The 7949-nt window shown below is 75.0% G+C and carries 2 protein-coding genes and 5 pseudogenes; all 7 read left to right on the top strand.

Translation table 11 applies throughout. The annotated features are described in order from the left end of the window. Window positions 1-481: 481 nt before the first annotated feature. Window positions 482-1851, top strand: a pseudogene (locus UK94_RS72310) (SDR family NAD(P)-dependent oxidoreductase); the annotation flags it as partial. A gap of 1 nt (window position 1852) precedes the next feature. After that, on the top strand, window positions 1853-2827 hold a 975-nt coding region (locus tag UK94_RS72305; RefSeq protein WP_235490902.1), incomplete at its 5' end, for a beta-ketoacyl reductase. Between the two features lie 119 nt (window positions 2828-2946). Continuing rightward, a pseudogene (locus UK94_RS72300) lies at window positions 2947-3340 on the top strand (polyketide synthase); the annotation flags it as partial. Window position 3341: 1 nt separating this feature from the next. After that, a pseudogene (locus UK94_RS72295) lies at window positions 3342-5826 on the top strand (type I polyketide synthase); the annotation flags it as partial. 33 nt (window positions 5827-5859) lie between these two features. Beyond that, window positions 5860-6630: pseudogene (locus tag UK94_RS72290) on the top strand (polyketide synthase dehydratase domain-containing protein); the annotation flags it as partial. A 1-nt stretch (window position 6631) separates the two neighbouring features. Beyond that, window positions 6632-7725 (top strand): annotated as a pseudogene (locus UK94_RS72285) (polyketide synthase); the annotation flags it as partial. 47 nt (window positions 7726-7772) lie between these two features. Beyond that, window positions 7773-7949: KR domain-containing protein (locus UK94_RS72280; RefSeq protein WP_268761754.1), on the top strand; the 177-nt coding region annotated here is incomplete at both ends.

Here is a 7949-nt window from a genome sequence, read left to right as displayed (position 1 = left end):
CCTCACCCCCTTCCACACCACCGCCGCCACCCTCACCTACCACCAACCCACCATCCCGATCATCGCCGGCCTCACCGGCACCCTCCCCACCGACAGCGACCACACCACCGCCGACTACTGGACCCGCCACATCCGCCACACCGTCCGCTACACCCACGGCACCACCACCCTGTCCGAACAGGGCGTCACCACCTACCTCGAACTCGGACCCGACACCACCCTNACCACCCTCACCACCCAAACCCTCACCACCCTCGACCGCAGCGGTNATCGGCCACGCTTCACCGCCACCCCCACCCTCCACCGCANNAAGCCCCCCACCACCACCCTCGCCACCGCCCTGGCCACCCTCCAGGCAGCAGGCCACACCCCCACACCCCCCAGCATCAGCAGCATCAGCGGCGCCACCGCAGACAGCACCAGCCCTGGCAGCGACGGCGACAGCACCACCGGCGAAGACGCCACCGCCAGCAGCACCGACGTGGCCCGCCTCGCCGCCGCCCTGCCCACCTACCCCTTCCAGCGCCAGCGCTACTGGCTGGAGGACACGGCGTCAGCCGGGTCGGATCGGCAGGCGAGCCCGCTCGACGCGGCCGACACCGGCTTCTGGGACGCCGTCCAGCACGCCGACGCGACCACCCTCGCCGACGCCCTCGGAATCTCCGACCCGACGGACCAGAACGCGCTGGCCACCGTGCTGCCCGCGCTGAACTCGTGGTGGGCGCGCCGGGTCACCGAGTCGCAGGCGGACTCGTGGCGGTACCGGATCGTCTGGCGCCCGGTTCCGGAGAGCACCGGGGCGCCGGCGGCGGCCGACGGCGACTGGCTCCTGGTGGTCGCGCCGGAGTTCGTCGACCATCCCCGGGTCGCCGTGGCGGCGCGGGCCCTCGAGGGCGCGGGCGCCACCGTGCGCCGGCTGGTCGTCCCCGCGACCGCGGATCGCCACACCCTGGCCGCCGAGCTGACCCGCCTGCTCGCCGCGGATGGACCGGCGGTGGCGGGGGTGCTGTCCCTGCTGGCGCTCGACGAGTCGGCGCATCCGCAGGCCGCGGCCACACCTGTCGGCATCGCCGGGACCGTCGCCCTGCTGCAGGCGCTGGACGACTCCGGGCTCGACGCCCGGTTGTGGATCGCCACCGGCGGCGCCGTGTCGACGTCGGCGGCGGATCCCGTCACTCGACCGGCCGACGCGTTGCTGTGGGGACTCGGATCGATCAGCGCCGTGGAACGTCCGGGCCGCTGGGGCGGGGTCGTCGATCTCCCCGAGCAGGTCGACGGGCAGGTGGACGAGGAGGTCGAGCTGCTCCTGGCGACGGCGCTGCGGGCCGGGCACGGCGAGACGGAACTCGCGCTGCGGCGGGGCGGCCTGCTGGCCCGCCGGCTGGTGCCAGCCCCGGCAACCCCGAAGACGACGGCCCCGAAGACGACGGCCCCGGAGACGACGGCCACAGACACGACGGCCACGGCAACGACGGAGCCGGGCTCGGTCGCCGGGTGGGCGCCGGGCGGCACCGTCCTCATCACCGGGGGCACCGGGGCGCTCGGTGGGCACGTCGCCCGCTGGCTGGCCCGGGAGGGTGCCGCCCACCTGCTGCTGACGAGCCGGCGGGGCGAGCGCGCGCCGGGCGCCGCCGACCTCGCCGCGCAGCTGCGCGCGTTGGGCGCGCGGGTCACGATCGCCGCGGTCGACGTGGGGGATCGGGCCGCGCTCGCGGAGGTGATCAGCGGGATTCCCGTGGAGCTGCCGCTGCGGGCGGTCGTCCACACCGCCGCGGTCCTCGACGACGGCCTGGTCTCGGAGCTGACCCTGGAGCAGATCGACCGGGTGCTGCGGGTGAAGGTCGGCGGAGCNCTGAACCTGCACGAGCTGACCCGCGACGCGGATCTGGCGGCGTTCGTCCTGTTCTCCTCGATCGCCGGGACCGCGGGGATCACCGGCCAGGGCAACTACGCCCCCGGCAACGCGTTCCTCGACGCCTTCGCCGCCCATCGGCGCGCCGCCGGGCTGGTCGCCACCTCCATCGCCTGGGGCCAGTGGGAGGGCGCGGGACTCGCCGAACCGGACGTGGACCGCATCCTGCGCCGCCACGGGCTGCTGGCGATGGACCCGCAGCCGGCCGTGCGGGCACTGGCCCGGGCGTTGGCCGGCGACGAGACGCACCTGGCGATCGTCGCCGCCGACTGGCGGGCGTTCTACCGGAGCCGGCCGCATCCCCTCGTCCACGAGCTGCCCGAGGTCGCCGCCGAACGCAGCGCCAGCGCCGAACGGTCGGGCCGACCGGTGGGCGCGACCGGCGGCGGCGACGGTCCGGTGCTGGGGGCCCGGCTGGCCGAGCTCGACGGGCCCGCCCGCCGGGAGGCGCTGCTCGCGATCGTCCGCGACCACGTCGCCGCCGTGCAGGGACATGCCTCGCCGGACGCGGTCGATGTCGACCGCGGCTTCCGCGACCAGGGATTCGACTCCCTCGCCGCGGTGAACCTGCGCAACCGGCTGATCGCCGAGACGGGCCTGTCGCTGCCGGTCAGCCTCGTGTTCGACTACCCGACGGCCGCGACGCTGACCGACCACCTGCTCGCCGAACTGGTGCCGGCCGAGCCGGCCGAGCCGGCCGGGCTGCCGGCCGTGCTGGCCGAGATCGACCGGCTGGAGTCTGCCCTGGCGGACGTGGCCGATGTGGACCGGGAGGCCGCGGCCGACCGGCTGCGGGACCTGCTCACCCGACTGGGTGGACCGGCGGCGGACGGGGCGGCCGTCGCGGCCGAGCTGTCCGCGGCCAGCGACGCCGAACTCATCGACTTCATCGGCAAGACCCTCGGGATCTCCTGACCCCGCATCGCGAAAGAAGGTGGAACATGAGCGACGACCAGATTCGGTACCTCCTCAAGCGGGTGACCGCCGAACTGCACGAAACCCGTGAGCGACTGCGGNACGAGCGGGACGCTCGGGTGGAGCCGATCGCGATCGTCGGGATGGCCTGCCGGTTTCCGGGCGGGGTCGGCTCCGCGCAGGAGCTGTGGGAGCTGGTCGCCGAGGGCCGGGACGCGGTCGGCGAGTTCCCGACGGACCGCGGCTGGGACGTCGAGGCGCTGTTCGATCCCGACCCGGACGCGACGGGGAAGTCGTACACGAGGCACGGCGGGTTCCTGACCGACGCCGCCGGCTTCGACGCCGAGTTCTTCGGCATCTCGCCGCGCGAGGCCCTCGCCCTCGACCCGCAGCAGCGGCTGCTGCTCGAGACGACCTGGGAGGCATTCGAGCAGGCCGGGATCGACCCGACGGCCCTGCGCGGCAGCCGCACCGCGGTGTTCGCCGGAACGAACGGGCAGGACTACGGCGACANGGTGCGCCAGCCGCCGCCGGAGCTGGAGGCCTACCTCGGGCTGGGGACGCTCGGCAGCGTGCTGTCCGGGCGGATCTCCTACACGTTCGGCTTCGAGGGGCCGTCGGTCACCGTCGACACGGCCTGCTCGTCCGCCCTGGTCGCCCTGCACCTGGCCGCGCAGGCACTGCGGGGCGGCGAGACCGACCTCGCCGTCGCCAGCGGGGTGACGGTGATGGCCTCGCCGGCGGCCTTCGTCGAGTTCTCCCGCCAGCGGGGCCTGGCCGCCGACGGGCGGTGCAAGGCCTTCGCCGACGCCGCCGACGGCACCGGGTGGGGCGAGGGGGCCGGCGTCCTGCTCGTCGAGCGGCTCTCCGACGCCCAACGCCACGGCCACCCCATCCTCGCCCTCGTCCGCGGCAGCGCGGTCAACTCCGACGGCGCCTCCAACGGCCTGACCGCGCCGAACGGCCCGTCGCAGCAGCGGGTCATCCGCGCCGCACTGGCCGGCGCCCGGCTCACCCCCGCCGACGTCGACGCCGTCGAGGCCCATGGCACCGGCACCGCGCTCGGCGACCCGATCGAGGCCCATGCGCTGCTGACCGTCTACGGCCGCAACCGCCCCGCCGACCGGCCGCTCTACCTCGGCTCGGTGAAGTCGAACATCGGCCACACCCAGGCCGCCGCCGGAGCCGCCGGAGTCATCAAGATCGTGCAGGCGATCCGCGCGGGCCTGCTCCCGCCGACCCTGCACGTCGACGCGCCGTCCACCCAGGTGGACTGGTCGGTCGGCGGGGTCGAGGTGCTCACCGAGGCCCGCGCCTGGCCCGAGACCGGCGCCCCCCGCCGGGCCGGGGTCTCGGCCTTCGGGGTCAGCGGCACCAACGCCCACGTCATCATCGAACAGGCCCCGGCCGCCGTGAACACGGTCTCGGCCGATCCGACCGATCCGGCCGATCCGGCCGCGTCCGGTGCGGGTGCGACCGAAGCGCTTCCGGTGCTGGTACCGCTGTCGGCGCGCAGCCCCGAGGCGCTGCGCGACCAGGCCCGTCGCCTCGCCGCCCACCTGCGCGCCGACGGCGGCGGCGACAGCGACAGCGACAGCCACAACGACGACCGCAGCGATGGCCCCAGCACCGATCGCAGCACCGATCGCGTGCCGCTACCGACGCTGGCCCGCGCCCTGGCGACCCGCACCGTCTTCCCGCACCGTGCCGTAGCCCTCGCCACCAGCACCGACGATCTGCTCGCCGGCCTCGACCACCTCGCCGACGGTCGCCGCGGTCCGTCGGTGGTCACCGGCCAGGCCGGCACCGGAAAACTCGCCTTCGCCCTCTCCGGCCAGGGCAGCCAGTACCCCCGCATGGGCCACGCGCTGTACACCACGCACCCGGTCTACCGCCGAGCCCTCCAGGACGCGGCCGACGCCCTGAATCCCCACCTTGAACAGCCCCTGTTCGACGTCCTCCACGCCGATCCCGACGGTCCGCTGGCGTCGACGATTCATCACACCGCCTGGACCCAACCCACCCTGTTCGCGCTGCAGACCGCCCTCTACCGGCTCGTGACCAGCCACGGCGTCGTCCCCGACTACCTGGTCGGCCACAGCCTCGGCGAGATCACCGCCGCCCACCTCGCCGGGGTGCTCTCCCTCGACGACGCCGCCCGCCTCGTCGCCACCCGCGCCCGCCTGCTCGCCAGCCTTCCACCCGGCGGCGGCATGCTCACCCTCCACACCGACGAACCCACCACCCGCACCCTCATCACCCACCACCCCAGCATCGACATCGCCGCCCTCAACAGCCCCACCAACACCGTCGTCGCCGGCGACGCCGACGTGCTGGCCCACATCGCCGCCCTCGCGACCGAGCGCGGAATCCGCAGCAAATTCCTCACCGTCAGCCACGCCTTCCACAGCCCGCTGACCGATCCGATCCTCGCTTCCTTCCACACCACCACCGGCGCCCTCACCTACCAGCAACCCAGCATCCCGCTGATCGCCGGTCTCACCGGCGACCTGGCCGTCGACGGCGACCACACCACCGCGGACTACTGGACCCGCCACATCCGGGATGCCGTCCGCTACGCCGACGGCATCACCACCCTCCGCACCCACGGCGTCACCACCTACCTCGAACTCGGCCCCGACACCACCCTGACCACCCTCACCACCCAAACCCTCACCACCCTCGAAGGCAGCGACACCAGCGACACCAGTGACCGGGCCCGTTTCACCGCCGCCCCCACCCTCCACCGCACGAAGCCCCCCATCACCACCCTCACCACCGCCCTGGCCACCCTCCACACCGAAGGCCACCTCGCCACACCCCCCGTCACCAGCAGCACCAGCACCAGCGGCACCACCGCCGACAGCACCAGTCCTGGCAGCGACGGCGACAGCACCACCAGCGAAGACGCCACCGCCAGCGGCACCGACCTGGCCCGCCTCGCGGCCACCCTCCCCACGTACCCCTTCCAGCGCCGGCGGTACTGGCTGGAAGGCTCGNCCGACGCTCCCGGTGACCTCTCCGGGGCCGGCCTGCGCTCGGCCGGGCATCCGCTGCTCGGCGCCGTCGTCCGGCTCGCCACCGACGACACCGTCGTGCACACCGGACGGCTCGCGGCGGCGACCCAGCCGTGGCTCGCCGACCACCTCGTGCAGGGCAGCGTCGTCGTGCCCGGTACCGCCTTCGTCGAGCTGGCGCTGCACGCCGGCGACGGCTTCGGGGCCGACCTGCTGGACGAGCTCGTCGTCGAGGCGCCGCTCGTCCTGCCCGAGCGCGGCGCCGTCGTCATCCAGGTGACCGTCGCCGCCGCCGACGACGACGGCCGCCGCCCCGTCACCATTCACTCCCGGCCGCAGGCCGAGGCGGACGGCGGCGCTGCCGACGACGCCGACTGGACCCGACACGCCAGCGGCACGCTCGTCTCCGGCAGGGGGTCGACGGGCCCGGCCGACCAGGACGTGACGGGGCAGGACGCCCAATCGCCGAACGCCCAATCGCCGAACGCCGGATCGCCGGACGCCGGATCGCCGGACGCCGGATCGCCGGACGCCGGATCGCCGGACGCCGGATCGCCGGACGCCGGATCGCCGGACGCATGGCCACCGGCCGAGGCGATTGCGGTGGACCTCACCGACGGTTACGCCAAGCTGGCCGCGTCCGGGCTTGGCTACGGGGCCGCCTTCCAGGGTCTGCGTGCCGCCTGGCGCGAAGGCGACCACCTCTACGCCGAGGTCACCCTGCCGGAGCCGCAGGCCGATCACTCGCCCCACGGCGCCTTCGGGGTGCATCCCGCGCTGCTCGACNCCGCCTTCCACGCCGCGGCGCTGCACCGGCTGCCGGACACTCCGGCGGGCCACAGCCGGCTGCCGTACGCCTGGAACGGCGTGCGCCTGCACGCCACCGGCGCCACCAGCCTGCGCGTCCACGTCGCCGTCCACGGCACCGACGAGATCTCCCTGCACGCCACCGACCCCGCCGGCGCCCCCGTCATCACCGTCGACTCGCTGGTCTCCCGGCTGGTGTCGGCCGAGCAGGTCGCCGCGGCGCGGCGCGAGGCCGGACGCGCGGATCTGCTGTACGAGGTGACCTGGCCGGAACTGGAGGTCAGCGGCCCCGGCTCGGCCGCGGGTCCCTGGGCGGTGTTGGGCGAGGACGCCGACGACCTGGTCACGGCCCTGACCGCGGCCGGCATCGAGACGCGGACGGTCGCGGACTTCGCGGCGCTGGTCGCCGCCGCGGCCGACGCACCCCGCGCGGCAGACACACCCCGCGCGGCAGACACACCCCAGGCGGCGAACGGGCCCGACGCGGCGGACGGACCCGACGCGGCGGACGCGGACACCCCGCAGGTGGTGCTCGTCCGCGTACCCACGCTGTCGGCCGCCGGGTCGGGCGAGGCGGAGACGGTCGGCGTCGCGGACGGCGTCGCGGACGGCGCCACCCCGGCGTTGGCCAAGGCCACGGCCGCCGCCGTCCTGCCGCTCCTGCAGGACTGGCTGCGCACCGACCGGCCCGGCAGCACCCTCGCCGTGGTCACCTCCGGCGCGGTCAGCGTCGCCGGCGAGGCCCTCGACCTGACCAGCGCGCCCCTGACCGGTCTGCTGCGCACCGCCGTCGCCGAGCACCCCGGCCGGGTCCTGCACGTCGACCTCGACGGCGATCCGGCCAGCCACGCGAGCCTCCCGGCGACGGTCCTCGCCGCGCTGGCCGCGCAGGAGCCGCACCTCGCCCTGCGCCACGGCAGCGCCCACACCCCGCGGCTCACCCCCGTCCCGGCCGCGGGCTCCGCCGGCTCACCGGCGCCCAGCCCCGACCGCGCCGGGACCGCCGACGCTCAGCGCGACACCGCCGTCGACCCGGCGGATCCGGCGGGCTGGAACCTCGACCCCGACGGCACCNTCCTCATCACCGGCGGNCTCGGCACCCTCGCCCACCNCCTCGNCCNCCACCTCATCACCCACCACCACACCCGCCACCTCCACCTCACCAGCCGCACCGGCCCCCACCACCCCCACGCCACCGCACTACGCACCGAACTCGAAAACCTCGGCGCCACCATCACCATCACCGCCACCGACACCACCAACCCCACCCAACTCCACCACCTCCTTGACACCATCCC

This window comes from Frankia sp. AvcI1 (assembly GCF_001420875.1).
Lineage (GTDB): Bacteria > Actinomycetota > Actinomycetes > Frankiales > Frankiaceae > Frankia > Frankia alni.
This window is presented reverse-complemented; position numbering and strand designations above follow the sequence as displayed.